Annotated in this window: 23 protein-coding genes and 1 pseudogene; 9 read left to right on the top strand and 15 right to left on the bottom strand. The window is 63.8% G+C overall.

From position 1 onward, the window contains the following. Positions 1 to 111: 111 nt before the first annotated feature. The 5 genes from ACTYOL_RS07360 to ACTYOL_RS07340 form a co-directional block, all read right to left on the bottom strand. The gene (locus ACTYOL_RS07360; protein ID WP_153774411.1) at positions 112 to 1,602 is read right to left on the bottom strand and encodes an aldehyde dehydrogenase; all 1,491 of its coding nucleotides are present in this window, start codon (positions 1,600 to 1,602) and stop codon (positions 112 to 114) included. Between the two features lies 1 nt (position 1,603). Next, the gene (locus tag ACTYOL_RS07355; protein ID WP_197889971.1) at positions 1,604 to 2,506 is read right to left on the bottom strand and encodes a dihydrodipicolinate synthase family protein; all 903 of its coding nucleotides are present in this window, start codon (positions 2,504 to 2,506) and stop codon (positions 1,604 to 1,606) included. Positions 2,507 to 2,570: 64 nt separating this feature from the next. Then, positions 2,571 to 3,899 carry an MFS transporter gene (locus tag ACTYOL_RS07350; RefSeq protein WP_197889973.1) on the bottom strand — a complete coding sequence of 443 codons (1,329 nt, stop codon included), beginning with the start codon at positions 3,897 to 3,899 and terminating at the stop codon, positions 2,571 to 2,573. Positions 3,900 to 4,085: 186 nt separating this feature from the next. Continuing rightward, positions 4,086 to 5,405 carry an NAD(P)/FAD-dependent oxidoreductase gene (locus tag ACTYOL_RS07345; RefSeq protein ID WP_197889975.1) on the bottom strand — a complete coding sequence of 440 codons (1,320 nt, stop codon included), beginning with the start codon at positions 5,403 to 5,405 and terminating at the stop codon, positions 4,086 to 4,088. A gap of 95 nt (positions 5,406 to 5,500) precedes the next feature. Continuing rightward, on the bottom strand, positions 5,501 to 6,223 hold the full coding sequence (locus ACTYOL_RS07340) for a GntR family transcriptional regulator (protein ID WP_153774407.1): 723 nt from the start codon (positions 6,221 to 6,223) through the stop codon (positions 5,501 to 5,503). Positions 6,224 to 6,508: 285 nt separating this feature from the next. On the opposite strand from ACTYOL_RS07340, the gene ACTYOL_RS07335 reads away from it, so the two are divergent. Continuing rightward, positions 6,509 to 6,850, top strand: coding sequence for a YgaP family membrane protein (locus ACTYOL_RS07335; protein ID WP_153774406.1), 342 nt, complete (start codon positions 6,509 to 6,511; stop codon positions 6,848 to 6,850). Positions 6,851 to 6,951: 101 nt separating this feature from the next. Here ACTYOL_RS07335 and ACTYOL_RS07330 read toward each other — a convergent pair whose 3' ends face one another. Both ACTYOL_RS07330 and ACTYOL_RS07325 read right to left on the bottom strand, forming a co-directional pair. Beyond that, positions 6,952 to 8,160, bottom strand: coding sequence for a hypothetical protein (locus ACTYOL_RS07330; RefSeq protein ID WP_197889977.1), 1,209 nt, complete (start codon positions 8,158 to 8,160; stop codon positions 6,952 to 6,954). Positions 8,161 to 8,200: 40 nt separating this feature from the next. After that, entirely contained in the window at positions 8,201 to 8,650 is a 450-nt protein-coding gene (locus ACTYOL_RS07325) for a YcgN family cysteine cluster protein (protein WP_197889979.1), read from the bottom strand. Between the two features lie 147 nt (positions 8,651 to 8,797). Here ACTYOL_RS07325 and ACTYOL_RS07320 point away from each other — a divergent pair, with 147 nt between their 5' ends. After that, on the top strand, positions 8,798 to 9,391 hold the full coding sequence (locus ACTYOL_RS07320; protein WP_054895037.1) for a nitroreductase family protein: 594 nt from the start codon (positions 8,798 to 8,800) through the stop codon (positions 9,389 to 9,391). A 54-nt stretch (positions 9,392 to 9,445) separates the two neighbouring features. Here the strand turns inward: ACTYOL_RS07320 and ACTYOL_RS07315 are convergent, their stop codons facing one another. The 4 genes from ACTYOL_RS07315 to ACTYOL_RS07300 form a co-directional block, all read right to left on the bottom strand. Beyond that, entirely contained in the window at positions 9,446 to 10,378 is a 933-nt protein-coding gene (locus ACTYOL_RS07315) for a D-2-hydroxyacid dehydrogenase (protein WP_063543652.1), read from the bottom strand. Between the two features lie 73 nt (positions 10,379 to 10,451). Next, positions 10,452 to 10,745 carry a YcgL domain-containing protein gene (locus ACTYOL_RS07310; RefSeq protein WP_065861425.1) on the bottom strand — a complete coding sequence of 98 codons (294 nt, stop codon included), beginning with the start codon at positions 10,743 to 10,745 and terminating at the stop codon, positions 10,452 to 10,454. Then, positions 10,742 to 11,875: a ribonuclease D gene (gene rnd / locus ACTYOL_RS07305; RefSeq protein WP_054895050.1), complete on the bottom strand. Its 1,134-nt coding sequence runs from the start codon at positions 11,873 to 11,875 to the stop codon at positions 10,742 to 10,744. Before rnd ends, ACTYOL_RS07310 begins: the two co-directional genes overlap by 4 nt. Before the next feature lie 103 nt (positions 11,876 to 11,978). Next, positions 11,979 to 13,616, bottom strand: coding sequence for a phosphoethanolamine transferase (locus ACTYOL_RS07300; RefSeq protein ID WP_200603414.1), 1,638 nt, complete (start codon positions 13,614 to 13,616; stop codon positions 11,979 to 11,981). A 277-nt stretch (positions 13,617 to 13,893) separates the two neighbouring features. Here ACTYOL_RS07300 and ACTYOL_RS07295 point away from each other — a divergent pair, with 277 nt between their 5' ends. Next, positions 13,894 to 14,130 carry a YdcH family protein gene (locus ACTYOL_RS07295; protein WP_054895041.1) on the top strand — a complete coding sequence of 79 codons (237 nt, stop codon included), beginning with the start codon at positions 13,894 to 13,896 and terminating at the stop codon, positions 14,128 to 14,130. A gap of 146 nt (positions 14,131 to 14,276) precedes the next feature. Here ACTYOL_RS07295 and ACTYOL_RS07290 read toward each other — a convergent pair whose 3' ends face one another. Next, positions 14,277 to 15,446, bottom strand: coding sequence for a trans-sulfuration enzyme family protein (locus tag ACTYOL_RS07290; RefSeq protein WP_065861421.1), 1,170 nt, complete (start codon positions 15,444 to 15,446; stop codon positions 14,277 to 14,279). Positions 15,447 to 15,598: 152 nt separating this feature from the next. Here ACTYOL_RS07290 and ACTYOL_RS07285 point away from each other — a divergent pair, with 152 nt between their 5' ends. The 3 genes from ACTYOL_RS07285 to ACTYOL_RS07275 all read left to right on the top strand — a co-directional run bounded on the left by ACTYOL_RS07285 (position 15,599) and on the right by ACTYOL_RS07275 (position 18,124). After that, positions 15,599 to 16,057 (top strand): Lrp/AsnC family transcriptional regulator, encoded by a 459-nt coding sequence (locus ACTYOL_RS07285; RefSeq protein WP_054895043.1) that lies wholly within the window; start codon positions 15,599 to 15,601, stop codon positions 16,055 to 16,057. A 144-nt stretch (positions 16,058 to 16,201) separates the two neighbouring features. Beyond that, on the top strand, positions 16,202 to 17,206 hold the full coding sequence (moaA, locus tag ACTYOL_RS07280) for a GTP 3',8-cyclase MoaA (RefSeq protein ID WP_444757715.1): 1,005 nt from the start codon (positions 16,202 to 16,204) through the stop codon (positions 17,204 to 17,206). 21 nt (positions 17,207 to 17,227) lie between these two features. Then, positions 17,228 to 18,124 carry a bestrophin family protein gene (locus ACTYOL_RS07275; RefSeq protein WP_197889985.1) on the top strand — a complete coding sequence of 299 codons (897 nt, stop codon included), beginning with the start codon at positions 17,228 to 17,230 and terminating at the stop codon, positions 18,122 to 18,124. Positions 18,125 to 18,193: 69 nt separating this feature from the next. On the opposite strand, the pseudogene ACTYOL_RS07270 reads toward ACTYOL_RS07275, so the two are convergent. Next, positions 18,194 to 18,325 (bottom strand): annotated as a pseudogene (locus ACTYOL_RS07270) (molybdenum cofactor biosynthesis protein); the annotation flags it as partial. 181 nt (positions 18,326 to 18,506) lie between these two features. Here ACTYOL_RS07270 and ACTYOL_RS07265 point away from each other — a divergent pair. Continuing rightward, the gene (locus ACTYOL_RS07265) at positions 18,507 to 19,394 is read left to right on the top strand and encodes a LysR family transcriptional regulator (RefSeq protein ID WP_197889987.1); all 888 of its coding nucleotides are present in this window, start codon (positions 18,507 to 18,509) and stop codon (positions 19,392 to 19,394) included. 6 nt (positions 19,395 to 19,400) lie between these two features. On the opposite strand, the gene ACTYOL_RS07260 is transcribed toward ACTYOL_RS07265, so the two are convergent. Together ACTYOL_RS07260 and ACTYOL_RS07255 are read right to left on the bottom strand one after the other, a co-directional pair. Continuing rightward, complete coding sequence (locus ACTYOL_RS07260; RefSeq protein WP_234465149.1) at positions 19,401 to 20,261, bottom strand: alpha/beta fold hydrolase; 861 nt, start codon at positions 20,259 to 20,261, stop codon at positions 19,401 to 19,403. Between the two features lie 80 nt (positions 20,262 to 20,341). Continuing rightward, positions 20,342 to 21,232: a LysR family transcriptional regulator gene (locus ACTYOL_RS07255; protein ID WP_197889989.1), complete on the bottom strand. Its 891-nt coding sequence runs from the start codon at positions 21,230 to 21,232 to the stop codon at positions 20,342 to 20,344. Positions 21,233 to 21,386: 154 nt separating this feature from the next. On the opposite strand from ACTYOL_RS07255, the gene ACTYOL_RS07250 reads away from it, so the two are divergent. Then, positions 21,387 to 22,127: an SDR family oxidoreductase gene (locus ACTYOL_RS07250; protein WP_054895048.1), complete on the top strand. Its 741-nt coding sequence runs from the start codon at positions 21,387 to 21,389 to the stop codon at positions 22,125 to 22,127. Positions 22,128 to 23,043: 916 nt separating this feature from the next. Further along, on the top strand, positions 23,044 to 25,896 hold the full coding sequence (locus ACTYOL_RS07245) for a winged helix-turn-helix domain-containing protein (RefSeq protein WP_444757714.1): 2,853 nt from the start codon (positions 23,044 to 23,046) through the stop codon (positions 25,894 to 25,896). Positions 25,897 to 25,993 lie beyond the last annotated feature (97 nt).

Raw genomic sequence — 25,993 nt, 5'->3', positions numbered from 1 at the left:
CTGATCTCCGTTGGGTTAACTGTGGGCGCGGGCTTGCCCGCGAAAAGGCCAACACCCACCCCCGACAACAAAAGCACTGAACTCCGTCAGAACAGCGCCCTGTCGCTCAATTCACGAAGCGTTGATCCAGATGGTCTTGAGCTCCGTGTATTGATCATGCGCCCACACCGACTTGTCGCGCCCGCCAAATCCGGACTCTTTGTAGCCTCCGAACGGCGTCGAGGCATCGCCCTCGCCAAAGCAGTTCACCGTCACCACCCCCGCGCGGATCTCCCGCGACAGACGCAGCGCGTTGCGCAGGCTGCCGGTGTAGGCCGAGGCCGCAAGGCCATAGACCGTATCGTTGGCAAGCTCGATGGCCTCCTCAAGGGTCTCGAAACTGGTCACGCTCAATACCGGCCCGAAGATCTCCTCGACGAACAACCGGTCATTGCGCGCCACGCCGTCGACGATAGTCGGCTGCACGAAAACCCCATCCCGGGTCTCGCCGCCCTGCACCACTTTGAGGTTGTGTTCGGCGGCATGCTCCAGGTACGAGCGCACCTTCTCGAAGTGCGACCGGCTGACCATGGCGCCCAGGCGATTGTCGGGGTCCAGCGGGTCGCCCAGCTTCCAGTCCTTCAGGTGCTTGCCGATCAGGCCCAGCAGCTCGTCCTTGACGTCCTTGTGCACGATCAGCCGCGACGATGCCGAGCAGTTCTCGCCCATGTTCCAGAACGCACCGGCAGTGACGAACTGCGCCACTTCGTCCAGGTCCTCGCAGTCGTTCATCACCACCGCCGGGTTCTTGCCACCCAGCTCCAGCACGATGCGCTTGAGGTTGGATTCGGCGGCGTACTTGAGGAACAGCCGCCCGGTGTCGGTGGAGCCGGTGAAGCTGACCATCGGGATGTCCATGTGCCGGCCGATGGCCTCGCCCACTTCCCGCCCGCCGCCAGGCACCAGGTTGAACACACCCGCCGGGATCCCTGCCTGGTGCGCAAGCTCGACCACACGCAAGGCGCTGAGGGTGGTTTCCTTGGCCGGCTTGACCACGATCGAACAACCGGCGGCCAGCGACGGCGCGATCTTCCACGCCAGCATCAGCAGGGGGAAGTTCCAGGGCAGCACCAGGCCGACCACACCGATGGCTTCGCGCACCACCATGGTCACGGCGGCATTGCCCGTCGGGGCGGTGCTGTCGTAGATCTTGTCGATCAGCTCGGCGTGCCAGCGCAGAGTGTGGATGGTCTCCGGCACATCGACGTTCTGGCATTCACTGACCGGCTTGCCGCTGTCCAGGCTCTCCAGCACCGCCAGTTCATGGGCGTTGTCTTCGAGCAACTGGGCGAACTTCAGCAGCACATGCTTGCGCTCGCCCGGCTGCAGCCTGGACCAGCTGCCGGCCTCGAACACCCGCTTGGCGGCGGCGACGGCCAGGTCGACGTCCTGCACATCGCAGGCGGCGACCTCGGCCAGTACCTTGCCGGTGGCCGGGTTGGTGGTCACGAAAGTGTTGCCCGAGATCGCGTCACGGAATTCGCCGTCGATGAAGGCCTGAGTACGCGGTTGCAGTTCGGCGGCGATGGCTGCGTACTCGGCTTTGCTCAGCAGTTCACTCATCTCAGGCCGCTCCGGTGATCTGCGCGATGCTGCGCTTGAGCTCGCTGACCACCGCCTGCAACGCCTGCTTCTCATCGGCGTTCAGGTCTTGCAGCGGCTTGCGCACACCGCCGGTGCGCAGGCCGTTGAGCGCGCAACCGTACTTGATCGACTGAACGAACTTGCCGCCTTCAAGGAAGTCCATCAGCGGCATCATCGCCGCCATGATGCGGCGGCCCTTGGCAAAGTCCTTCTCGATCACGCAGGCCTCGTAAAGCGCCACATGCTCGCGCGGGATGAAGTTGGAGCCGGCGCAGACCCAGCTCTGTGCACCCCAGGCGAAGAACTCCAGGGCCTGGTCGTCCCAGCCACAGGAAACCTGGATGTTCGGGCGCTTGATCGCCAGGCGGTGCAACTGGTTCATGTCGCCTGAACTCTCCTTGATGGCCACGATGTTCTTCACATCGGCCACGGCATCGAAGAACGCCTCGCCCATGCTCACGCTCATGCGGCCCGGGTAGTTGTAGAGCATGATCGGCAGGTCGGCCGCGGCGTCCACCGCCTTGACGTGCAACGCAATCTCCTCCTGGGTCGGCAGCGCATAGGGCGGCGTGCCGACCAGCAGCGCATCGGCCTTGATCTCTTTGGCGTGCTTGGCAAAAGCCACGGCGTCCTCGGTGCGGATGCCGCCAGTGCCGACGATCAGCGGTAAACGACCGTTGAGCACGTCCTTGGCCTGGGCCGCGAGCTCGATGCGCTCCTGGGCGGTGTGGGCGTAGTACTCGCCCGTGGAGCCGCCGATGATCACGCCGTGGATCTTCGAGTCAAGCAGATACTCCAGTACGTCGGCGAAGCCCGACTTGTCGATCGATCCGTCAGCGGCCAAGGGGGTGATGGCAGGGGTATAGATACCTTCGAATTTCATTAGCGGTTCTCCTGTGGATGCAAAGGGTCAGTCCGCGCCGACATGGCGGCGCGAGGTAGATGGATCAGGTCAGGGATGCCGCCTGCTGCAGGTTCAGCGAGCGGGTTTCGGGGGCCAGCGCCCAGGACACGGCCAGGCCCAGCAAGGTGACCGCCGCAGCGGCATACATGGTGAAAGCGATGCCGTAGCTGTCCAGGACCATGGGCACCAGCCAGGTCCCGATCGCTGCACCGACGCGTGACAGCGACGTGCCGACGCCGACAGCGTTGGCGCGGATCTCGGTGGGGAACAGCTCGTTGGGGTACACCAGTTGCAGCACCTGGGCGCCACCGATGAACAGCGCATAGGCGCCGAACAAGGTGAGGATCAGCAGCTCGGAGCCGGCGTGGAACACGCCCAGCCCCAGCAGCGCCAGGCCCGACCAGAAGAAGCTGTGAATCAGCATGCTGCGCCGGCCCATGGCGTTGATCAGGCGGGTGGCGATGATGCAGCCGACCACGAACAGCAAGGTAATGGCCACCGAGCCGAACGATGCCCAGTCGCCTTTGAGGTTGAGTGCGCCGAGCACCTTGGGCGCGAAGGCGTATACGGCAAATACCGGGATCACCGAACACGACCAGAACACGGCGACGAACATCATGCGTTTGCCGTAGCCGGAGTGCATCAGGTCGAGGAACGACAAGCGTTTCTGTACCGGCTCCTCTGGCAGATTGCGCAGGGAAAAGTCATGTCCGTACACACTGCGGATCACCGCCTCGGCCTCGTTCGCCCGGCCCTTGCTCAACAGCCAGCGTGGCGACTCGGGCGTGCCGATGCGGATCATGAACAGCAGGGCTCCGATCAGCGCCGGGCTGGCCAGCACCAGCCGCCAGGCGTCGTCACCACCCTGACGCAGCAGGAAGTCCCCCAGGATGTAGGCGAACGCAGCGCCGGCGAACCAAAGAATGGTCAAGGTCGCCAGGCGCGGCCCACGATTGCGCTTGGGCAGGAACTCCACCAGCAGCGAGGTGGCCACCGGGTACTCGATGCCGACCGCCACCCCCACTACGAAGCGCAGCAGGAACAGCGCCAGCGCCGACTCCACCCAGAACTGGCTGAGCGAGGCGAGAATGAACAGGGTCGGGCCGACGAAAAACACCCGCTTGCGGCCGAAGCGGTCAGTCAGCCAACCGCCGAGAAAACCGCCGAAGAAAATACCGATCAGTGCGGACGCGGCAATCATGCCCTGCCAGAAACTGCTCAGTGACAGCCCGGCGGTCATCTGCACCATGGCCACGCCGATGATGCTCAGTACATAGCCATCGACGAACGAGCCACCGCCCGAGCGCACGGTGAGCCATTGGTGAAAGCGATTAAGCGGTACGTCTTCGATTGATACATTGTGAGTTGTCATTATTGTCTCCTGCCATCATCAAACGCAGGCCGTTTTCAGGACGAGCGAACCCGCGACACTGAAAAAGACTTTCAGCCCCGTGAGCCCGAAGTTGCACTTCGAACCGAAACAGCACGCAATAGAAACCGCAGGCCGGGCATAAAATACCCAGCGAATATCAAGTTGTTTATAACGCTTTAATTGAACTCAGCTTTCTTGGCCGGCGCGGTACTGGCCCCACTTCAGGTTGAAATTCAGGCCCAGCGAAACCAGCGGCGCCGGTGGGTTGGCACAAGGGCCCGGTGCATTGAGCACAAACTCGATCAATTCATTTTTCTCGCCCGCCAACCAGTCGGCCAGTAACTTGCCGGTGGCGGTGCCGCGGGTCACGCCCAGGCCATTGCAACACAGGGCGGCGTAGACATTGGATGACAACTCGCCGAAGTAACCCATGTGATTGCGCGACATCGCCAGGGCACCGCCCCAGGTATATTCGAATGGCAGGTCAGGCAACATCGGGAAACGCCGGGCGAACGCATCGCGATGACGCACGGCAAAGCGCTCCAGGTACTTGCTGTTGGCGCGCCCATCGGGGTTGAAACTGAAACTGTTGCGGATCAGCAGGCGGTTGTCCGGGGTGCGTCGCACCGTGGTCCCGAACGGATCGGCCGGAATCACGCCCCAATAGGGCTTGCCGCCGAGTCGCGCCTGCTCTTCTTCGGTCATGGGCCGGGTCAGGCTGGCATAGGTGAACACCGGCAGCATCCGCCCCTTGAGGAAGCCGAAGCTCATGCCAAAGGCATTGGTGGTGAGCACCAGCTTGTCGGCGGTAATCGAACCCTGGGCGTGCTTGAGCACGGTCTTGGCGCCGTACTGCACCTCGGTGATCGGTGTGTGTTCGTAGAGGGTGACGTTGGCCGGCAGGTTGTCGGCCAGCCCCTTGACCAGCGCCGAGGGCTGGATCAGTGAGGTGCCCGGGGTGAACAGGGCCTTGCGATAGAAGTCGGTGCCGATGTGTTCGGGCAACTCGTCCGCCTCGAGCATCTGGTACGGTTGGTCGAGCCGGTCCAGGCCCCGACGATACGCGTCGAGTACCGCGACGCCGCGCGGTTCGATGGCCGCCTGGTACTTGCCACAGTGTTTCATCTGGCAATCGATGCCGTGGCGCTCGACCAGTTCCTTCAAGAACGATTGGCCACTGAGGTTGAGCTTCATGGTCTTGCGAGCGATACCGATATCGCCGATGTAGTCCTCGGCACCGATGTCATGGGGCAGGTCGATGGCGAAACCGGCGTTGCGCCCGGACGAACCGAACCCCACCTCCTGGGCTTCGAGCAACACGACCTGGTCATCAGGAAAGTGCAGTGCCAACTGGCGCGCCGCGGCAAGCCCGGTAAAACCGGCACCGACCACGACCCAGCGCGCGGCACTGTGGCCGCGATGCGGTGCCTGGATACGGCGTCCCTTGCTCAGGTGATACCAGCCACAGCGGCTGTCGTCGGCGGGCAACGAGGCGATCTTGGTCATTTCAGGAACCCGATATTGTTGTTAGCGTCTGTTCCTCATCACGCCCGTCCCTCCCGGCGTCCTGCCAGTACCTGGGATGGCGATGAGTGCTGCATCTACAAGGCCAGTACCACTTCCATTCCCTGGGGCGCCGCGTATTCGGCCATGCGGCGACGGGACAGCTCGAAGTGCTCGCGCACCAGCTGCCCGGCAGTTTCGGGGTCGCGGCGCTCGATCGCCTCGATCATCTGTTCGTGTTGCACGCAGGCCAGTTCGAGGTCGCGCTGCATGTCATCGGTGGTCGGGTGGCGATAGAAGATCTTGCCCAGGCGGGTGTGGTCGATGAGCAAGCGGCGCAGGCTGGGCATCAGGTAATCGTTGTGCGCCATCTTGCCGATTTCCAGGTGGAAGGCGTCGTTGTAGAGCACGCGGTTTTCCACATCCTTCTGTTCGATCGCCTCGCGAAACAGCGCCTGGATCGCCTTGAGCGCTTCGATCTCGCCGGCGGTGGCGTGGGTCGCGGCCAGTTGCGTGGTGGCGATGTAGATCAGCGGCGCGGCGAGGAAGAAGCTGTGCAGCGAATCGTGGTTCATCGCCGCCACCCGTGGTGCGCGGTTGGCTTCGAGCTCGATATAGCCCTCGGCGGCCATCTGGCGCAGCAATTCACGTACCGGTGGTCGCGACAGCCCGAACTCGTCACTCAGGGCCAGTTCATCCACCACTGCGCCAGGCACCAGCTCCATGCTCAGGATGCGCCGGCGCAATGCTTCAGCGAGCACGCCCTTGCGATCGAGCGGCGCTTCTCCGGTGAGTGGATGGACATCAGAACTGGCTTTCATGGCGGCCTTTTTGTTGGTCATGGGTCACTGTCTACAATTTGTATAATGAATATAGAGCGCCGTTAGACAATGTGTCTACAGCTATTTCGATGAGCGGTCTGCAGGGTTACAGGCGGTCGGTATTTGACCATACCTGCATGTCTGAGCGAGACAAACCGGGGTCTGGAAAAGACATTGCACACGGCCGCGACGCCCTGCAGGCAATGAGCGAATCCGACAATTGCACTGAACGCCAGGGCCGCGGACAGGGTCAGCTGCTTTACCAACCCACAAGGAGACCTACCTATGCTCGATATCCACTCGGCGTCAGACAGGCACGACCACAACGTCCAGGGCTGGGAGCGCGTCAGCTCACTGGCAGGCGGTGCCCTGATGATCAGCAAAGGGATGCGTCACGGCGGCCTGATAGGGTTGCTGCAAGTGGCAGTGGGCGGCATGGCGCTGGCCCGCGGCATCAAGGGCCGTTGCGCGACCAAGGCCTGGTTCCACAAGCATCGCGCGGAGTACCGCCGGTTGCATGCCGATATCGAACGCGGGGCGGCGGAATTGAAGGCACTCAAGGCCAGCGCCGAGGCGGCGACCCGCACGGTGACGGTGACCGGTAAGGATCCGTTGGCGGGGGTTTGAATCGGCGGTGGCCTCTTCGCGGGCAAGCCCGCTCCCACAGATCTCGAGAACACCGCTGAACCTGTGGGAGCGGGCTTGCCCGCGAAGAAGTCACCACCGGCTCAACGCAACAACTTGCTCTCCAGCACCTCGGACTCGCGCCCCAGCACGCTCTCGCTGATCTGGATGAACTCTTCTGTACTGACACTGGCCATGCGCATCAGCGCACGAGTGATGTCGTCCAGCGAGCGCTTGTTGTGGCTGTGCAGGCGAATCTCGCGGTCGAGCGCCTGCAGCAACAGCACGCCCCTGGCCACCTGCATTGCGTCGGCCTGCTCGGTGCGAAGGGTCTTTACCTTGGCGCCGTCCTTCTGCAACCGCGCCTGTAGCGCTTGGTAGCGGTCATCGCTGATGCCACCGGCGCGGCGCAGCACTTCGATGGCGTAGTAGTCGGTCAGGCTCTCGCCCAGCCAGTCACTGCGATCACGGTCGTCGATCTGCGCGAACAGTTGCACCAGCTCACGCAGCAGCGGGCTGCTGCCGCTCTCGCCGATCAGTGGGCGGGTGCTGTGCAGGTACAGCGAGTTGCGCGAAGCACGCGCACCGCGCCACATGTCGTCGCGGGCACCGACCACCAGCAGCTTGGGCGGATTGCGCGGGAACACCGCCTGCAACTGCGGCCAGACGAAGGTCATCAGGGTGAGCGTATCCATGCGCCGCATGCCCTGCCCCTGCGGTGCGGCGACCGTCACCTCGGTATCCCCCAGGCGTGCGCGGCGGCTGCCGAGGTTGCCGGCGAGCATCCAGCCAGTGGGGCGATCGAACAGGCGCGAGACGTTGTCGATACGGAATTTCTGCTTGCCGATGCGCGGCCAGGCTGTCTCGACGCTCTGCCAGCCCGACGGCAGTTCGAAGGCCAGGCGTGTCACCAACTCGGTGCCATCCTGCTGATCGAGACGGGCCGGGGGCACGAGCTGATCGCCGCGAAACAACGCCCAATGCGGCGTGATGCGTGCTTCATGGGCGCTGCCATGGGGCCTCACATCGAGCTGCACGCGGTAGCTGAGGCTGCTCTTGCCTGCTCCGGGGTGCCAGACGCCACGGTCCTGCTGCACCTGCCACTGGCCGTCCGCCTTGAAATCGCTGTAGGCGCCCTGCCTGCCCAGGTCGAAGTCCAGGCTGCGCACCGGCGTGCCCTCGGCCAGGGTCAGGCGCACTTCGGCCTGGCCCGTCTGGGGCAGCAGGCGCACCTGGTAGTCCAGATCGACCTTCTTCGCCCAGGCCGGGAAGCTGGCCGACAGGGCCAGTAGCAACAACAACGGGCGACGCATACAGAAACTCCTTGTTCCCCAGAGGCGCGGGCCAGGCGGATCAGCCGGCGCGAAATATCAGGTGGTCTTCCCAGTCGTCTTCGTCGACATCGTTCTCGCTGAGCATCCGCCCGGACTGGGAAATGCGCTGCTCATGGACCTGCTCACGGTCACCGCAGACCAAGTGGTGCCAGGCCGGCAGGTCCTTGCCCTCGCTGACCAGGCGATAGCCACAGGTGGTCGGCAGCCATTTGAACTGGTCGGCCTTGCCCGGCGTGAGCTGGATGCAGTCGGGCACCTGGTCGAAGCGGTTGGGGTAGTCGCTGCACTGGCAGGTGTTCATGTCCAGCAGTTTGCAGGCGATACGCGTGTAATAGATGCTGTTGTCATCCTCGTCTTCGAGCTTCTGCAGGCAGCATAGCCCGCAGCCGTCGCAGAGCGACTCCCATTCCTGCGGATCGAGCTGGTCGAGGGTCTTGCGCCGCCAGAAGGGCGCGGGGTCGGCGATCATCACACGTTTTCCTGCAATCACTTTGAAGGCCGCGGCGCGCGGCGGCGCCAGTCTAGAGCCTGGCCCGACGCAATGCCATACCGCTTGTCAGTGCCGAACGGACGCAGTAGCGTTCAGGCTTTCCCTCTTCCTTTCGCAGGAGCCCGCATGAGCGCCAATCCCCGCATCGCCGACTATGCCATCAACGAGCAGTTCATCAACCGCTGGTCACCCCGTGCGTTCAACGCGGAGCCGATCAGCGAAGAGACCCTGCTGAGCTTCCTCGAAGCCGCGCGCTGGGCGCCATCGGCCTACAACTCGCAGCCCTGGCGCTTCCTCTATGCCCGCCGCGACACGCCGAACTGGGAGCGCTTCCTGGAGTTTCTGGTGCCGTTCAACCGCAGCTGGGCACAGCAGGCCTCGGCGCTGGTGCTGATCCTCTCCAAGACCACCTTCACCGCGCCTGGCGCCAGCGAAGAGACTCCTGCCCTGTGGCACACCTTCGATACAGGTTCGGCCTGGGGCCACCTGGCGCTGCAGGCGAGCATCAGCGGCTGGCACACCCATGGCATGGCCGGGTTCGACCAGGAGCTGGCGCGCAAGGAACTGAAGATCCCCGAAGGTTATGTGCTGCACGCGATGGTGGCGATCGGCAAGCTGGGCGACAAGGCCAGCCTGATCGAAGCACTGCAGGCCCGTGAAGTGCCGAGCCCGCGTCGACCGCTGAGCGAGTTGGCGGCCGAGGGTGATTTCAGTCTCTAAGACTGGGCTGGCCCTATCGCGGGACAAGCCTGCGATAGGGCCAGCAGAAGCACCTCAATACCCGCGCGAGAAATCCACTTCCCCGCGCAACCCCTGCCCCGCCGCATAGGCCCGGACGTTCTCGACGAACAAGCGCACCATCGCCACCGGCGAGGTCGGTGCCGAACTGTGGCCGGTCAGCAGCAGCCCCCAGGCGGTCCAGAACGGATGGCGCTGGGGCAACGGCTCCTGGCGGCAGACATCGATCACGGCACCCGCCAGGTGCCCGCTCTTGAGTGCCTCGACCAGGTCGGCATCGACCACCGCCACACCACGCCCGGCGTTGATGAACAGCGCGGTCGGCTTGAAGCACTGGAACAGCGCGGCATCGTACAGGTCATGGGTGGCCGGGGTATCCGGCAGCAGGTTGAGCACGTAATCGACCTCACCGACCAGCCGCGGCAACGCATCCAGCCCCGCCACTTCGACGAACGGCGCCTGCTCGCGTGGGCTGCTGGCCACGCCATACAGGGTCACGCCAAACGGCAGCAGGAACTCGGCCACCCGCTGGCCGATATCGCCGGTGCCAACGATCAGCACCTTGCGCCCTTCCAGGCTGTTGCCCGGCCGGCCGTCCCAGCGCCGCTCGACCTGGCTGACCAGGCGCGCCAGCACATCGCGCTCGTGAACCAGCATGTAGGTCAGCATGTACTCGGCCATGACCTGGCCGAAGATGCCCACCGCACGGGTCAGGCGATAGTCACGCGGCAGGCCGTCGGCCAGCAGCGGCGTGATACCCGCCCAGGTGGACTGCATCCAGGCCGGCTTGTGGCCCTGGCGCAGCAGGCTGGCGACCAGGTGCGGCTCGCCCAGCCAGATCGGGCATTCAGGGGCGTGGCGCGACAATTCGGCGGAATCGCCACTGGTCAGGACCTCCAGGTCCGGTGCCAGCTCGCCCAGCAGGCGAGCGTAAAGGGCATGATCCTGTTCAGCGATCAGAACGCGCATCTCGATGACAACCTTGCAGAACGACGAAAGCGGCCCGTCGAGGGCCGCCTGTTGATAGGGTTCGCGCCCCGGCTCAGGCCGGATCGTTGCGCCGCAGCAGCTCTTCGGGCAGATGCTCGATGTAGTCGTCGTCCGGTGGCGGCATCTGCAGGTGATAACCCTGGTTGTCGAGGTTCTCCAACACCTTAACGATGTCCTCGCGGGCCAGCTTGCGCTCGGGGGTCAGCACCAGGTCGAAGGCATGCACCGGCGTACCGAAGAACGGCAACAGGCCCTCGGGCACGCGCTCCAGGCCCTCGGCCTTGAGCACATACAGGTACATTTCGCGCTTGCGCGGGCTTTTGTAGATCGAGCAGATACGTTTCATCGAGTCTCTCCGGCGCCTGCCAGATCATCCAGCAGGGCCTGGCCCATCCGCTCACGGCGCCAGCCGCGCAGCGAATCGGGCAATTGATAGGGGCCATTGGGGTAGCCGCTCTTGAGCAGGGCCTCCAGGGCCTTCTTGCGCAGCATCAGCTCAGGGGCGATCTGCAGGCGCTCGCCTTCGGCCTGGCCGATGGCGCGCAGGCGCTTGAGAATGCCGGCGGCTTCGATCGGCAGCGGCTCGGGCAGCACCGCGGGCCATTGCTCGGCAGGCTGGCTGGCGGCGTTCTTGATCAGCTTGAGCAGCGTTTCGCCGTCCTGGCGGATGGTGCGCGGGTGCATCTCCTCGATCTTGGCCAGCGCCGACAGGCTGTCGGGCTGACCCTTGGCCATGGGCCACAGCGAGTGCTCCTTGAGGATCCGGCTGCGCGGTACATCGCGGCTGCGCGCTTCACGCTCGCGCCAGGCGCAGAGCTCGCGCAGCACCGCCAACTGCTGCGGGCCGAGTTTCCAGGCCAGCTTGACGTCGCGGTAAAGGGTTTCGGGCTCGACTTCACGGCGCATTTGCGCCACCAGCTCGGCGCCGTCCTCCAGCACCCAGGCGTACTTGTCATCCGACAGGCGCGGACGCAGGGCAGTGAACAGCTCGGCCAGGTGCACGGCATCTTCGGCGGCGTAGCTGACCTGGGTTTCGGACAGCGGACGCTGCAACCAGTCGGAGCGCGTCTCGCCCTTGGGCAACTCGATGCCCAGCACGTCCTGGACCAGACGCGAATAGCCCATCGAGAAACCGATATTCAGGTAGCCCGCGGCCAACTGCGTGTCGAACAGCGGCTGCGGCAGCTTGCCGGTCAGGCGCAGCAGGACTTCGAGGTCTTCGCTGCAGGCGTGCAGTACCTTGACCACGCCGCTGTCTTCGAGCAATTCGCCCAGTGGCTGCCAGTCGCGGATCAGCAGGGGGTCGATCAGGTAGGCGCTTTGGCCATCGCCGACCTGCACCAGACCAGCCTTGGGATAGAAGGTATCGACCCGCATGAATTCGGTGTCGACGGCCACGAACGGCAGCGTACGCCACTTCCGGCAGAGTTCGGCCAGGGTCTGGTCGTCACGGATCCAGTGTATTTCGATGGCCACAAGGCTCTCCCACAAACATTGGCGCGCAGTATATACGGCGCGGGCACTGCTCGTGAAACCCGGGCCATCCATGGTGGCGATCAGCGGTAGCGCTGACGCGCGATCAGCTCCTGGCCGTCAGCCAGGGGCGACACCCCGCAAACATGTCCAGCGACTGCTGGTACACCTCGGTACGCACCTGCAGCAGGCCGAGCATCGAGTGGAACAGGTTGTCCTGGCTCAGCGGCGTGTCACGCATCTTCGACAGGCAGTCGGTATCGACGGCGAAGTCCTGGCGGTAGCTGTCGGAGAACCAGGCCAGCAGCGGGATGTGTTTCTGCTGGTCCGGGGCGAGCATGTACGGGGTGCCATGCAGGAACAGGTTGTATTCGCCCAGCGACTCGCCATGGTCGGAGAGGTAGATCATGGCGGTGTCGACCTTGTCCTGGTGCTTGCGCAGGGTGTCGATCAGCGACGCCAGCACCTCGTCGGTGTAGACCAGCGTGTTGTCGTAGCTGTTGACGATGTCCTGCTGGCTGCACTGATTCAGGGCGTTGCTGCGGCACACCGGAGTGAAGTGCTCGAAGCCTGCCGGGTAACGCTTGTAGTAGTCAGGGCCATGGCTGCCCATCTGGTGCAGCACCAGCACGGTATCCTTGTCGAGGCTGTCGAGCAGCGCATCGAGGTTCTGCAGCAGGATCTGGTCGTGGCACTCGCCATCGGCGCACAGGACCGGGTCCTTGGCGCTGGTGAGGTTGACGTAGTTGAAACGATCGCAGGTGCCTTTGCAGCCTGACTGGTTATCGCGCCACTGCACCTCGATGCCGGCACGCCCGAGGATATCGAGCAGGCCCTCGCGGCGGCTGGCCAGGCTCGGGTCGTAGTCCTTGCGTGCCATGCCGGAGAACATGCAAGGCACCGACACGGCCGTCTCGGTCCCGCACGAATGCACATCGGTAAAGCCCAGCAGGCCAGCCTCCTTCGACAGGCGTGGCGTGGTATCGCGGCCATAACCCAGCACACCGAAGTTCTCGGCGCGGGCACTTTCACCCACCACCAGCACGGTCAGCGACTTGCGCTCGTGCTTCTGCCAGGCGGCATCGCGATGGGCATCTTCGCCGTATTTCTGGAAGGGTTTGGCAGCGCTGCCGAGCTTTTCGCTGGCATAGCTGAACGACGCCCCGACGATATTGCTCGGGGTGAGCATCAAGTGCAGTTCGTGGTGATTGCGAAACAGCGACGACAGGCCCTGGTAATTGACCAGCCCGATCGAGCCCAGGGCTGCGACGCAGGCGCCGCTGACGATGAGCTTGCCCAGCAGTTCGCGGTGCCAGGGGCGGTAGGCAATGCGTGCCTTCCAGAGCAACAACGACGGCACGACGCCCAACCCCAGCATATAGAGTGCGAACTTCAAAGACAGCAAGTCACGCACTTCTTCGATGTTGGTTTCGGCGACATTGCGGAACATGCCGGCATCAATAAGTACGCCATATTGATTCATGAAGTAGGCGACACCGGCGCCACTCATGAACAGCACAATCAATACCGGTTTCAATACATACTTGAAGGCCAACAACGTCAATATCAGGTTGAAGGCGAACAACATCAGTACGGCAAACGCCAGGCCTAGCCACAGCCCAACCATGCCGGGGGGCAGGATGGTCTCCAGATGCTCCCACAGGAACAGATTGAGGCCGATCAACAGGTAAAGGCTGGCCAGCAGCGTGACCCACTCGGTCCGCAGTGATTTGATTTTCAACATGGCGTTCGCAATCAGAGTTTAGAAGCGACCAGGCGTACCCGGGCGGGCACCTTGGGAAGTTGGCCGAACTGTAGAAAGCGTAGCATCAATTTTTTGTGAAAAAGACGCCAACAATCGTTTGTGATGCGTCTTTCATGATTAATTAAAGTTCATTCAGCTGCCATTCAGCAGCGTTGCGACGCTGCCGCCTCATCCGGCGAACCGCTCCCGCTGTCGGCAAAGGCAGCTATCCTGAAGGATCAGGATTCTTACCAACCCCTGAAACAGAGGTGAAGAGATGCCAGTCCCGCACGATCTGCTAGCCGACCTGCACATTACCGAAGACAAGTTCCAGGCCCTGATCGACAAGGATCAGGACCTGCACAAGCTGCACAAGGAATACAACGCCAAGGACAAGGAAGTGCTGGCCGCCGAAGGCAACGGCACCAACGACGAGGCGGTCAACCGCCTGCGCAAGGAACGTCTGCTGATCAAGGACAAGATCGAACGGATCATTCATCCGCCCAAGGGTTGAGGTCGTTCGTTGCAATGCCATCGCGGGACAAGTCGGAACGCCGAACCGCCGCTCCCACAGGAACCCCACGGTTTCAGCTACAACGCAGCACCTGTGGGAGCGGCGGTTCGGCGTTCCGACTTGTCCCGCGATGGCGTCAGCCGCCGTTACGCAGAGGCCGCCGCCTGCAACCCCGCCTCGAGGTCGTCGATCAGGTCGCGGTAATCCTCGATCCCCATCGACAAGCGCACCAGGTTCTCGCTGATGCCCATCACGCCCTTCTGCTGCGGGCTGAGCGAGTTGTGCGACATGGTCCAGGAATGGTTGATCATGCTCTCCACACCGCCCAGCGAGTCGGCCAGGACGAAGATCGACAGCGCCTCGACCAGACGATTGACCGCCGCCCGGTCACCCTTCACACGCAGCGCCACCACCGCCCCGCCAGTGCGCATCTGGCGCTGGCACAGCGCATGCTGCGGATGGCTCGCAAGCCCGGGGTAGAACACTTGCTCGACCTGCGGGTGCTGCTCCAGGTACTGCGCCACGCGCAGGGCGTTGGCGCTCTGGCGCTCCATGCGCACATCGAGGGTCTTCAGGCCGCGCAGGGCCAGGTAGCAGTCGAACGGGCCCTGGATCGCGCCCACTGCCATGCTGATCTTGCGCAGGCGCGCCAGCAGTTCATGATTGCCCGCCACCACCACCCCGCCGGTCAGGTCGGAATGGCCGCCGATGTATTTGCTCGCCGAGTGCATCACCAGGTCCACCCCCAGGGTGATCGGCTGCTGGTTCCATGGCGAGCAGAAGGTGTTGTCGATGCAGGTGAGGATGCCGCGCTCGCGGGCCAGGTCGCACAGCGGCTTGATGTCCACCAGGTGCAGCAGCGGGTTGGTCGGCGATTCCAGCCAGATCATCTTCGTATTCGGACGAATCGCTGCGGCGACGGCGTCCAGGTCGTTGAGGTCGACATAGGTGGTGGTCAGCCCGGAGGTGTGTGCCCGGTAGTCCTCCATCAGGCGGAAGGTGCCGCCATAGACGCCATTCATCACTACCACGTGGGCATCCTTGGGCAGCAGTTCGAGCACCGTGGCGGTGGCACTCACGCCCGACGCGCAGGCAACCGCACCGACACCCTCTTCCAGGGCTGCGACACAGGTTTCATAGGCGTGGCGGGTGGGGTTGGAAACACGGCTGTAGGCGTATTCGGGATTGTCGTCCAGGCCGCGCTTGATGAACGAGCTGGAGGTGACGATGGCCGGGAAGATAGCGTTGTCGGCGACGCTGGACTGCTCGCCGGCGTGAATGGTGCGGGTGGCGAAATTGCGCGGTTTTTCGGCCATGGTCGGATCCGTTGACTGAAGGGGGTCAGGTAGAAAACCGCCACTATCGCATATCCCGGTCCGACCCGCTGCAACGGCGCCGGGCGTAGCAAGAGATTCCCCGATTGAGCTACTCTCGAGAAACTTTTTCTGCAAAGCAGGCCCCTATCGCCATGGACAGTTTCGACCAGCACATCCTCACCCTGCTCCAGCGCGACGCCTCGATCTCCCTCAAGGACCTGGCCGAGGCGGTCAACCTGACCACCACGCCCTGCTGGAAACGAGTCAAGCGCCTGGAAGACGAAGGCTATATCCGCGGCCGCGTCGCCTTGCTCGACCCCGAGCGCATCAACCTGGGCCTGAGCGTGTTCGTCCAGCTCAAGACCCAGCGCCACGACAGCGCCTGGCTCGAGCATTTCGCCAGGACCGTGACCAGCTTCGAAGAAGTGATGGAGTTCTATCGCATGTCCGGCGACTGGGACTACATGCTGCGGGTGGTGGTCAGCGACATCGCTGCCTACGACCGCTTCTACAAGAAGCTGATCACCAGCACCGACGGGCTATCGAACATCACCTCCAGCTTTGCCATGGAACAGATCAAGTACACCACGGCGTTTCCGGTGTATCGGTGAGAAGGTCGCAGTAGCGGTCTGATGCGCGCTCACTGATCGCTTGATAGACCAGACCTATCAAACGGTCGGGCAAAGCAATTTGACGCCCGTGCCTGCAGGTTATAGCGTGGACATTACCCCCACCCCACCCTTCCGAGCGCGAACGTGGAACACAGCAGCCAGGCCCTGATCGACGGTTTCAACCGGAAAATCGACTACCTGCGAATGTCGATGACCGACCGCTGCGACTTCCGCTGCGTCTACTGCATGGCCGAAGACATGCAGTTCCTGCCCCGCCAGCAGATCCTCAGCCTCGAAGAGCTCTACCAGGTCGCCGAACGTTTCGTCGCACTGGGCACCCGCAAGATCCGCCTGACCGGTGGCGAGCCGCTGGTACGCCAGGGCATCGTCGACCTGTGCGGGCGCATCGCCGCCCTGCCCGGCCTGCGCGAGCTATGCATGACCAGCAATGGCTCGCAGCTTGGCCGCCTGGCCCAACCGCTGTTCGACGCCGGCGTCACACGCCTGAACATCAGCCTCGACAGCCTCGATGCACAACGCTTCAAGGCCCTGACCCGCACCGGCGACCTGGCCCAGGTGATCGCCGGCATCGACGCTGCGCGCCAGGCAGGCTTCCGCCGCACCAAGCTCAACTGCGTGGTGCTCAAGGGTCGCAATGACGATGAAATCGTCGACCTGGTGCGCTTTGCCATCGACCGCGAACTGGACATCACCTTCATCGAGGAAATGCCCCTGGGCGTGATCAGCGAGCACGAGCGTGGCGAGTCGTTCTACTCCAGCGACGATGTGCGCGAGCGCCTGGAGCCGCACTTCACCCTGATCGAATCGGCCGAATCCTCCCAAGGCCCGGCCCGCTACTGGCGCCTGGCCGAAGCGCCGCAGACGCGGGTCGGCTTCATCTCGCCGCACAGCCACAACTTCTGCGCCACCTGCAATCGTGTGCGCCTGACCGTCGAAGGCCGGTTGCTGCTGTGCCTGGGCAACGAGCACTCGATGGACCTCAAGCAGGTCCTGCGCAGCCATCCCGATGACAGCGAGCGCCTGGAACAAGCGATTCGCGAGGCCGTGCACCTCAAGCCCTACCGCCATCACTTCGAGGTGGGTGGCGAGGTGCAGATCCTGCGTTTCATGAACATGACCGGCGGCTGATCGGCCGTCTCTGGAACCGCCTTGATCGTCCATTCCAACACCGACATGCTGCGCATGCTGTTCACCCTGCGCGGCTCGATCGTCAAGCGCATCGCCCTGCGCTGCCTGATGGTGACCTTGCTGGCCGCCCTGATCGTGCTGGTCGAGCGACGTTACCCAGCGCTGTTCTACCCGGTCAGCGCCACGCCCTTCACCCTGCTCGGGTTGTCGCTGTCGATCTTCATGAGCTTTCGCAACAACGCCTGCTACGACCGCTGGTGGGAGGGGCGCAAGGCGTGGGGACGAATGATCATCGAGACCCGTTCGTTCATCCGCGAAAGCGTGGTGATCGCAGATCCGGCCCTGCGACGTGAGCTGCTGCGCAGCCTGTGCGGCTTTGCCCATGCGCTGAACGCGCGCCTGCGCAACGAGGACGAACTGCACACCGCAAGGCCCTGGCTAGCCGAAGGCGCAGTCGTTACCCAGCACAATGTCTGCGACGGCATCCTGCGCGTAATCGGCGCGCACTGTGCGCGACTGGCCGAACAGCAGCACATCAGCGAATTCCGCTACACCCTGCTCGAGCAACGTCTGCTGGGGCTTTCCGAGGTGCAGGCGACCTGCGAGCGGATCAAGGGCACGCCGCTACCGTTCCCCTATACCCTGCTGCTGCACCGCACCATCTACATCTTCTGCCTGCTGCTGCCGTTCGCCCTGGCCCAACCGCTGGGCTGGCTGGCGCCGCTGTTCACCACCATCGTCAGCTACACCTTCCTTGGCCTGGATGCGATCGGCAACGAGCTGGAGGATCCGTTCGGCCGCGACGAGAACGACCTGCCCACCGACGCCATGGTGCGCACGCTGGAGCGCGATGTGCTGTCGGCGCTGGGCGAGCCGCTGCCACCGGTGCTGGAGCCGGTGAAGCATGTGTTGAGCTGAAGCAAGCCCTCTCCTGTAGGAGCGGGCTTGCCCGCGAAGAGGCCCGCCAGACCAACACACCGCTAACGATCAACCCCGACTCTCACACGCCCCCACCGCCTTCAGGTGCGGCACGAAGTTGCACGGCCGATGCCGCGCATCCAGTTGCTCCACCAGAATGCCCTCCCACGCGGTGCGGCAGGCGCCGGTCGAGCCCGGCAAAAGTACGGGTATCGCTGACCGTCAGCACGGCGATGTTGAGCGGTACGAATACCGCATCCGGTTTGACACTCAGGGGTTTGTCTCCAAGGGGGATTTTGCGTCACGCTAGAGCCCTCGGGCGCATGCGTCCAATCGATACGACGTACCGTCCGATCAACACCCTCTATCGCCAGGCCGAACCATGGACATCAAGCAGCTCAAGTTCCTCATCGCCCTCGACCAGACCCGCCACTTCGGCCAGGCCGCCGCGCTGTGCCACATCACCCAGCCGACCCTGTCGATGCGCCTGCGCAACCTGGAGGACGAGCTCGACCTGGTGCTGGTCAAGCGCGGTCAACGTTTCGAGGGTTTCACCGAAGCCGGCGAGCGCATCCTGGCCTGGGCCAAGACCCTGCTCGCCGCCCACGACGGCCTGCAGGCCGAGGCTGCCAGTTGCCGCGGCCAGGTGGTCGGCAGCCTGCGCCTGGGCACCGTGCCGCTGGCCAGCTTCAACCCGATGGAACTGCTGCTGCCGCTGCGCGAGAAATACCCCGAACTGCACTTCCAGCTGAGCTCGCTGAGTTCGGAGCAGATCATCGACGGCCTGAGCCGCAACCAGCTCGACCTGGGCATCTGCTACCTCGACCAGGTCAATGTCAATTTCTTCGAGGTGGTCGAGCTGGGTATCACCACCATGGGCCTGCTGCACGACACCCGGCACTTCCAGTTCGACACCGAGCAACTGCGTTGGGAAGAACTCGACGGCCTGCCGCTGGGCCTGCTGAGCAAAGGCATGCACTACCGCCAGTCGCTGGACCTGAGCTTTCGCAGCCGCGGCCTGGAGCCCCAGGCCGTGCTGGAAAGCGACTCGACCTTCCAACTGATCCAGGCACTGAACGCCGGCATCTGCTGCGCGGTGATGCCGCTGGACTGCGGCCTGGAAGATCTGAGCGAACACCTGCGCATCATCCCGGTGGCCGACGCCAGCATTCACAGCCCGGTGGGCCTGCTGCTGCGCCGCAGCGAACCGCGCTCGGCCATCGCCGAACAGTGCTTCAACGAAGCGCGGGCACTGTTCAGCGCAGGCTGAGCCTGCTCAGCGCTTGGCCAGGAAATCCAGCATCACCTTGTTGAACACCTCAGGCTTCTGCAGGAACGCAAAGTGGCTGGTGCCCTCGATGAACTGCAGCTTGGCGCCGGGAATGCTCTTGGCGATATAGCGGGTGTGATCGGGTTTGATCGCCTCGTCGTGATCGCCGTCGACGATCAGGGTCGGCGCCTTGATGGTCGCCAGTTGCGCCGGCGTCCAGTTCGGTTGCTGCTGGTACATCTGGGCCAGCGCGGCATTGAGCTTTTCGAAACCGTCCGGCGTTGGCGACAACTGCTTGTACTCCTCGGCGGCACGGGTGATGAAGGTGCCGAAAGCAGGCTTCTTGTCGGCATCCGGGAAGGCACCGGTCGGGTCGGTGTTGGCGCCGAAGGCGATGATCCGGCCGACCTTGTCCGGGTAACGCATGGCCAGGTCCAGCGCGGTGATGCCACCGTCGCTCCAGCCCACCACATCGACCTTGTTCAGGCCCAGCTGTTTCATCAGCCCGACCACGTCATCGGCCATGGCGTCGTAGCTCAGCGGCAGGCCATTGGCATTGCTGCGACCATGGCCACGGGTGTCCACCGAAATGACCTGGTAATGCGTCGACAGCGCCTTGGCCTGGCCGGCCAGGTAGTCGGCATTGGCCGGGCCGCCATGCAGCAGGAACACCGGCGTGCCCTTGCCTTCGATGTGGTAGGCGAGCTGCACGCCATTGACCTCGGCGGTCTTGAACGGCCCTGCAAGGTGTGGCGTGGGCGGCAGGACCTCCCAGGTTTCGGCAGCCTGGGCGGTAGCACCGAGCATGGTCAGGCCAAGGGTGCCGAGAAGCAGAGTGCCGCGGGCAAGGGTACGCAGGTGGGGCATGGTGACGACTCCGGTCGTTGGGGGTTTCAGCTCGTAAACGCGCGCCACGCCGGTTTATTCCGTCACATCTCGTCACCCGGTCAGCGACCTTGCCCCAACTGCGCCGCCAACCACTGCGAAAACACCCGCACCCGCGCCGACAGTTGTCGACTCTGGGGGTACACCACCGACACCGGCATCGGCGGTGGCGGGCAGCCCGGCAACAATTCGCGCAGGCTGCCGGCCGCCAGTTCATGGACAATCCGGTAGCGTGGTACCTGAACGATCCCCAGCCCCGAAAGCGCCGCGCCGGTGTACAGGTCAACGCCGGTCACCGAAACCCTCGCGGGCAACAAACGCTCCACCACCTCACGACCGACCCTGAACTCCAGGGGCACCGCCCGCCCGGTGGCGCTGGACAGGTAATCCACCGCGAAATGCTGCTGCAAGTCGTCCAGCGTGGCGGGCGTGCCGTGCTGCGCGAGGTACTCGGGGCTTGCCACGGTCACCTGTTCAAGGCTGGCAACCTGTCGGCCGATCAACGACGAATCCTGCAGCAGGCCCGCCCGCAGCACGCAATCCACCCCTTCGCGCACCAGATCGACCAGTCGGTCGTCCTCACCGATGTGCAGGGTGATGTCCGGGTACTGCGCCAGGAACCCACCCAGCGCCGGCATGACGAAATGCTTGGCCAGGGTGCCCTGCAGGTTGACCCGCAGCAGGCCCTTGGGAGGGGCGTTGCGAAAGGCGCTTTCGGTCTCCTCGAGGTCCAGCAACAGGCGCACGCATCGGTGGTAGTAGGCCTCGCCATCGTGGGTCATGCGCACATGCCGGGTGGTGCGCTCGAGCAGGCGCACGCCGAGGCGCTGCTCCAGGCGCTTGATCAGGTTGGTGACGGTGGCCCGCGGGATCTGCAGGTCCTCGGCAGCCTGGGAAAAACTGCCGCGCTCGGCGATACGCACGAACACCTGCATTTCCTGGAAGCGATCCATGGACGGGTTCTCCTGGAGGGTGGCGGCTACCCTTGCTTCGCAAGGGAAAGACGCCAAGTCGATAATTAAAGCAAATGGAACACTGATCGCACTTGCCGCGCAATTATCTTTTTTCGCCAACAGTCCACACTCCTTCCCACACCCACTCAGAAGGATGCCCAGCATGACCTCTTCCGTAGCCCTGATCACCGGTGCCTCGCGCGGCATCGGTGCCGCCATCGCCCGCCGCCTCAGCCGTGACGGCTTCGCCGTGGCGATCAACTACGCCAGCAACGATGCCGAAGCCGATGCACTGGTGGCCGAGATCCGCCAGGCCGGCGGCAAGGCCATCGCCCTCAAGGCCGATGTGTCCAGTGCAGGCCAGGTACAGACCCTGTTCGACACCATCGAGCGGCAACTGGGTCGCATCGATGTGCTGGTCAACAACGCCGGCATCCTCAAGGTCGCGCCCCTGGCGCAGACCAGCGACGAGCTGTACGCGCGCAACTTCGCGATCAACACCCAAGGCGTGTTCAACACCCTGCGCGCTGCCGCCACACGGCTGAACGACGGCGGGCGCATCATCAACCTGACCAGCACCACGCTGGCCCTGAAAATGCCAGGCTACGCCATCTACAACGGCACCAAGGCCGCGGTAGAGGCCTTCACCCAGGTGTTCGCCAAGGAACTGCGCGGTCGCAACATCACCGTCAATGCCGTGGCCCCGGGCCCGGTGGAAACCGAACTGTTCCTGGCCGACAAGACGCCCGAGCAGATCCAGGCCGCCACCCAGGCACCCCCCCTGGGCCGCTTGGGCCAGCCAGAGGATATCGCCGGTGTCGTCGCCTTCCTCGCCGGCCCTGACAGCGGCTGGGTCAACGGCCAGATCCTGCGCGCCAACGGTGGCGTGGCCTGAACAGCCGATAACGCCGCCCCACGCCCCTGATCTTCCCGCCTTTTCTGCACCCCGGCCCCCGGGGTGCTGTCATGCGTGGCGGTTTATCGCCACGGCCTGTTGTGGTGCAAAAAAATGATGGCCCGCGCAATGTTTTCGAGCAATTACTCGAAACTTCCGAACTTTCCCAATAAAAACAGTCGATAACAAATTTCGTGCGCGTGACTGTATACGAAAGGCGACCGCAAACCCTACCGCAAACCCGCCATTTGTTTCATGACAAAGATGACAACTGCGAATGTGTTCACAAACTTCGCGATGGCGGATTACCGCCAACTAATAAACGACACAAAAGGATGTTCTAAATAGTCTCCACAGGAGGGTCAGTTTATCCCCACCCAACAATGAATCGCGCCGCGGCCGTGCATAGAGCACACACTTAATGTCCCTTGCCAGGTATGGCGGGGAACCGCCAGGCGCTGTTCGTTTTTTCTCAGCACACACCGTCATGAACCGTACAGCCCGCGATTTACAAAGCCTCCATGCGCCGTCTTCGTCCTGCAAAGCACGTCCACGGCCTCGCTCATTCGGCAACCCGAACGTCATACGAATGAAACATTCGGAATCCCGAATAAAACAACGACCGACCCCGGCAATGCGCATCGTTTCGCGAAAGTTCAAGGACGCCCGTTACCAGATGATCATTGGATCCATGGCACGGTACTTGCCAGAATTTGATCCGCTGCGGAGTCCTTCCGCGACGTGCCTTGCGAAAGATGAGCGAACAATGACAAGCGAATGGCCATTGGCTGTCGAAGTTCGCCCGTGCCACCGAGACAGACCTTACGTCGGATCGTGCTGTTTATCCTGAACATGTGAAACAACAAAGGCGCCCTTCAAGACCGCCAATAACTAACTCATTCATAAAGGTTTAATCATGCCCCTGACCAAGACCAAGCCCGGAAAGATTGTCGCCCTGGACGCTCTGGATACCCCTGATCCGGAAAACGCCCTGTGCTTTGGGTCCTTCGTGCTCTACCCCCAGCAGCATCTGCTGTTCAAGGACGGGGAACTGGTGCAGTTGGGCAGCCGTGCGCTGCAACTGCTGGTCACGCTGGCGAGCCGAACCGGCGAGCTGTTGGAGAAGAACGAGCTGCTGGCGCTGGTCTGGCCCAAGGTCATCGTCGAGGAATGCAACCTGCGCGCGCAAATGACCACCCTGCGCCGAGTGCTTGGCGAAGAAGGAGACTTCACCTACATCGTCACCGTACCGGGCCGCGGGTACCGCTTCGTGGCTCCGGTGACCATCCGTGAAATGGCGCCGCAACCTTTGCTTGCGACCAAACCCGGCAACGACCTGCCGAGCCTTGGCAGCAGCGTCATCGGCCGCGACGACATTTGCCAGACCCTGGCCGAAACCCTGCGCAGCCGCCGCCTGCTCACCCTCACCGGCACCGGCGGCATCGGCAAGACCACCCTGGCGCTGACACTCGCCCACGCCATGGCCGAAGACTTCAGCGAGGGGCGCACCTTCGTCGACCTCACGGAGGCTGACCAGCCTGCCTGCGTCGCCGACCTGGTGGCGGCGGCGCTGGGCATCGACAGCACCCCACAAGACGCCGTGGCGCTGATCGCCGCCCTGTTCGACGAAGCCCGCCACCTGCTGATCCTGGACAACTGCGACCACGTGCTCGAAGCCACCGCGACCCTGGTCGAAGCCCTGCTGCAACAGGCGCCGGGCTGCCATATCCTGGTCACCAGCCGCGAAGCCCTGCACGCCGAAGGCGAATGCGTGCACGAGGTCGCGCCGCTGCCCTGCCCCGCAAACGATCACGTACTGTGCGCCGCCCAGGCCCTGCTCAGCCCGGCCGTCCAGTTGTTCGCCGAGCGCGCCGCTGCGCACGACACGGACTTTGCCTTCAGCGATACCGACGTGCCGGCGGCGCTCGCACTGTGCCGTACCCTCGACGGCAATCCCCTGGCCATCGAGATCGCCGCCAGCCACGTACGCGCCTTTGGCCTGGCCTATCTGGTCGAGCTGCTCGATGGCGACTTCCGCCTGCAGATGGCCGGCCGGCGTACCGCCCTGCCCCGCCACCGCACCCTGCAAGCCTCGCTGGAGTGGAGCCACGCGCTGCTGTGCACGCAGGAGCAGGCGATGTTCCGTCAGCTGTCGGTGTTCACCGGCAGCTTCACCCTCGCCGCCGCCAAGGCGGTGGTCGAGGTCCAGCCAGGCCCTTTCCAGGACGCTGCCTGGCTGGTGGAAAGCCTGATGGACAAGTCGCTGCTGGTGGCCGCCGGGGCGCAACCGATCAAGCGCTACCGCCTGCACCACACGGCCCGCGTGTATGCGGCGCAGCAGCTGGCCCTGCATGACGAGACCGCCGCTATCGCCCAGCGCCACGCGCAGTACACCCTCCAGGAACAACGCCGCGCGGTGCAAGACCTTGAGCGCCTGGACAGCGACAGCTGGCTGGCCCTGCACAGCCCCGGCAGCGACAGCGTACGCAGCGCCTTGAGCTGGTGTTTCAGCGAACAGGGCGACGCCTGTCTCGGCGTCGAACTCACGCTGATGAGCGTGCCGCTGTGGCTGCGCCTGTCGCGGGTCGACGAATGCCACGCCTGGGTCGACCGCGGCCTGCGCTTCGAGGCCATCACACCCCGCCAGCGCATGCTCTTGCTGACCCTCTCGGCCAGCGTCATGGCCCTGACCCGCGGTGCCGGGCAGTCGATCCGTGACGCCTGGCAGCAGGTGATCGAAGACGCCCGCACCCTCGGCGACACCGAGCATGAACTACGCGGCCTGTGGGGCCTCTGGCACGACCACTGCTGCAGCAACCAGCACGCCGAGGCGCTGGACCTGGCCAACCAGTACATCCAGCTCAGCGAACGCACCGGCATCCTCGAACGGCGCATGCTCGGCCGGCGCATGCGGGCAACGCCGCTGTTCCAGATGGCCGACTTCGATGGCGCCCGCCAGGCGATCAGCGAAGCCCTGAGTTTCCCGATGATGCCCCGCGCCCACGTCATCGACAGCCACTTCGACCAAGGTATCGCCGCGCGCTCGCTCAAGGCCCAGGTGCAGTTGCTGCAAGGCCAGGTCGGTCAGGCCCTGCTGACCATCGAGGCCAACGTCGAAGCGGCGTTGACCCAGCACCACCCGGCCAGCCTCTGGTACACCCTGAGCCTGAGCGCCATCCCCATCACCCTGCTGGTCGGCCACGAAAAGCGCAGCCGCGAGTTTCTTGCCCGTCTCAAAGAGAGTCTGGGGGGCCACGAGATGCCGGTATGGCGCCTGTTCGTCCGGTGCTTCGAGCACATTCTGCTGATCCGCCAGGGCAGTGCCGAAGACGGCGTGCGCGGCCTGGGCGAAGCGCTCGACCAGCTCCATGCGATCGGCGACAGCCCGCTGTACAACCTGGTGCGCAGCGAGTACGCCCAAGGTCTGGCGCAGTTGGGGTTGGAACAGTTGGCCATCGAGATCCTCGACCAGACCCTGGCCGTGACCGCCGCTCGCCAGGAACGCTGGTTCCGCCCCGAGCTGTTGCGCATCAAGGCCCAACTGCTGGCCAGGCCCGATTCGCCCGAACGCCAGGCGCAAGCCCAGGAGCTGCTCAACCAGGCCATGCAGGAGGCCCAGGAACAGGGCGCGCGCTTCTGGGCCGGACGCATCACCGCCACCCTTTCGCAGTTGACCAGCCAACCGGAGGAAGCCCCCAGGCGCACCAGCCAGGCCTGGGATCAGCGTCGTCAGGAGCGCCAGTTCAACACCCAGTTTTCACACACGTGAAACCTTGCTGTAACTTGCCAAGGTTGTGCGTTTCAAAGGTCGAGGTCGCCTAGGATCAGACTTCCATGAACCTTTGATGTCGGTCGCGCAACCTGGT

Origin of the sequence: Pseudomonas sp. A014 (assembly GCF_052378495.1) — a bacterium.
GTDB classification, from domain to species: Bacteria; Pseudomonadota; Gammaproteobacteria; order Pseudomonadales; family Pseudomonadaceae; genus Aquipseudomonas; species Aquipseudomonas machongensis.
This window is presented reverse-complemented; position numbering and strand designations above follow the sequence as displayed.

What these genes read in the sequence shown, in the direction of transcription:
- ACTYOL_RS07360 (WP_153774411.1), bottom strand. Translation starts at nt 1,602, where the DNA reads ATGAGTGAACTGCTGAGCAAAGCCGAGTACGCAGCCATCGCCGCCGAA.
- ACTYOL_RS07355 (WP_197889971.1), bottom strand. Translation starts at nt 2,506, where the DNA reads ATGAAATTCGAAGGTATCTATACCCCTGCCATCACCCCCTTGGCCGCT.
- ACTYOL_RS07350 (WP_197889973.1), bottom strand. Translation starts at nt 3,899, where the DNA reads ATGACAACTCACAATGTATCAATCGAAGACGTACCGCTTAATCGCTTT.
- ACTYOL_RS07345 (WP_197889975.1), bottom strand. Translation starts at nt 5,405, where the DNA reads ATGACCAAGATCGCCTCGTTGCCCGCCGACGACAGCCGCTGTGGCTGG.
- ACTYOL_RS07340 (WP_153774407.1), bottom strand. Translation starts at nt 6,223, where the DNA reads ATGAAAGCCAGTTCTGATGTCCATCCACTCACCGGAGAAGCGCCGCTC.
- ACTYOL_RS07335 (WP_153774406.1), top strand. Translation starts at nt 6,509, where the DNA reads ATGCTCGATATCCACTCGGCGTCAGACAGGCACGACCACAACGTCCAG.
- ACTYOL_RS07330 (WP_197889977.1), bottom strand. Translation starts at nt 8,160, where the DNA reads ATGCGTCGCCCGTTGTTGTTGCTACTGGCCCTGTCGGCCAGCTTCCCG.
- ACTYOL_RS07325 (WP_197889979.1), bottom strand. Translation starts at nt 8,650, where the DNA reads ATGATCGCCGACCCCGCGCCCTTCTGGCGGCGCAAGACCCTCGACCAG.
- ACTYOL_RS07320 (WP_054895037.1), top strand. Translation starts at nt 8,798, where the DNA reads ATGAGCGCCAATCCCCGCATCGCCGACTATGCCATCAACGAGCAGTTC.
- ACTYOL_RS07315 (WP_063543652.1), bottom strand. Translation starts at nt 10,378, where the DNA reads ATGCGCGTTCTGATCGCTGAACAGGATCATGCCCTTTACGCTCGCCTG.
- ACTYOL_RS07310 (WP_065861425.1), bottom strand. Translation starts at nt 10,745, where the DNA reads ATGAAACGTATCTGCTCGATCTACAAAAGCCCGCGCAAGCGCGAAATG.
- ACTYOL_RS07300 (WP_200603414.1), bottom strand. Translation starts at nt 13,616, where the DNA reads ATGTTGAAAATCAAATCACTGCGGACCGAGTGGGTCACGCTGCTGGCC.
- ACTYOL_RS07295 (WP_054895041.1), top strand. Translation starts at nt 13,894, where the DNA reads ATGCCAGTCCCGCACGATCTGCTAGCCGACCTGCACATTACCGAAGAC.
- ACTYOL_RS07290 (WP_065861421.1), bottom strand. Translation starts at nt 15,446, where the DNA reads ATGGCCGAAAAACCGCGCAATTTCGCCACCCGCACCATTCACGCCGGC.
- ACTYOL_RS07285 (WP_054895043.1), top strand. Translation starts at nt 15,599, where the DNA reads ATGGACAGTTTCGACCAGCACATCCTCACCCTGCTCCAGCGCGACGCC.
- ACTYOL_RS07265 (WP_197889987.1), top strand. Translation starts at nt 18,507, where the DNA reads ATGGACATCAAGCAGCTCAAGTTCCTCATCGCCCTCGACCAGACCCGC.
- ACTYOL_RS07260 (WP_234465149.1), bottom strand. Translation starts at nt 20,261, where the DNA reads ATGCCCCACCTGCGTACCCTTGCCCGCGGCACTCTGCTTCTCGGCACC.
- ACTYOL_RS07255 (WP_197889989.1), bottom strand. Translation starts at nt 21,232, where the DNA reads ATGGATCGCTTCCAGGAAATGCAGGTGTTCGTGCGTATCGCCGAGCGC.
- ACTYOL_RS07250 (WP_054895048.1), top strand. Translation starts at nt 21,387, where the DNA reads ATGCCCAGCATGACCTCTTCCGTAGCCCTGATCACCGGTGCCTCGCGC.
- ACTYOL_RS07245 (WP_444757714.1), top strand. Translation starts at nt 23,044, where the DNA reads ATGCCCCTGACCAAGACCAAGCCCGGAAAGATTGTCGCCCTGGACGCT.